This window comes from Psychrobacter sp. ANT_H3 (assembly GCF_027919975.1).
GTDB classification, from domain to species: Bacteria; Pseudomonadota; Gammaproteobacteria; order Pseudomonadales; family Moraxellaceae; genus Psychrobacter; species Psychrobacter maritimus.
The window spans coordinates 1-569 of record NZ_JAQISM010000059.1 but is presented as its reverse complement, the minus strand read 5'-3'; the positions used below and the strand labels follow the sequence as shown (position 1 = coordinate 569).

1 pseudogene is annotated in these 569 nt (G+C 36.9%); it reads right to left on the bottom strand.

The window, feature by feature from the left end:
* Positions 1 to 394: 394 nt before the first annotated feature.
* Positions 395 to 569 (bottom strand): annotated as a pseudogene (locus PG901_RS13770) (PPC domain-containing protein); the annotation flags it as partial.

Here is a 569-nt window from a genome sequence, read left to right as displayed (position 1 = left end):
AGACTGCTAGAGTTTAAACAGGCTGAAATGAGCGATGAGCCGCCACTTGCACAAGAGCAAGAAAAAAAAGACGATTCAGTCGTCGCGACGGCTAAGAAGAAAAAACGGTGGTTCTTTTGACTATAAGAATTTTTGAAAAAACATTAGTGTTTAATCTTTGGAAGATAGCTCTCTAAAGCCTTATTGGAGCCTTTCCCAAACTTTGTGTAACTGCTTATAATCCACTAACAGGAGAATAAGCAATGACTAACCAAAACGACATTAAAAAACTGGCCCAGCAGATGGCTGGTAGCATGAAAAGCTGAGAGCATCCTACATTTTGTGTAATTATTGATGAAAGCCACATAGCTGTTACACAGAATATAGGATGCTCTCCATTATTAAGCTTATATACCTATAGAATAGATAGTTCTAGCCAATATGGAGGTGTTTTTCCTTTAGAAGCTTGAGAACGTGGCTGAAGAATACGCAATTCATATTTACCTGAATATGGAAGCTTGTAATAACCTTGGTTATCTAGTTCAGAGGAATATTCTCCTACATTGACAGAATCTGATAAATTCTTATTA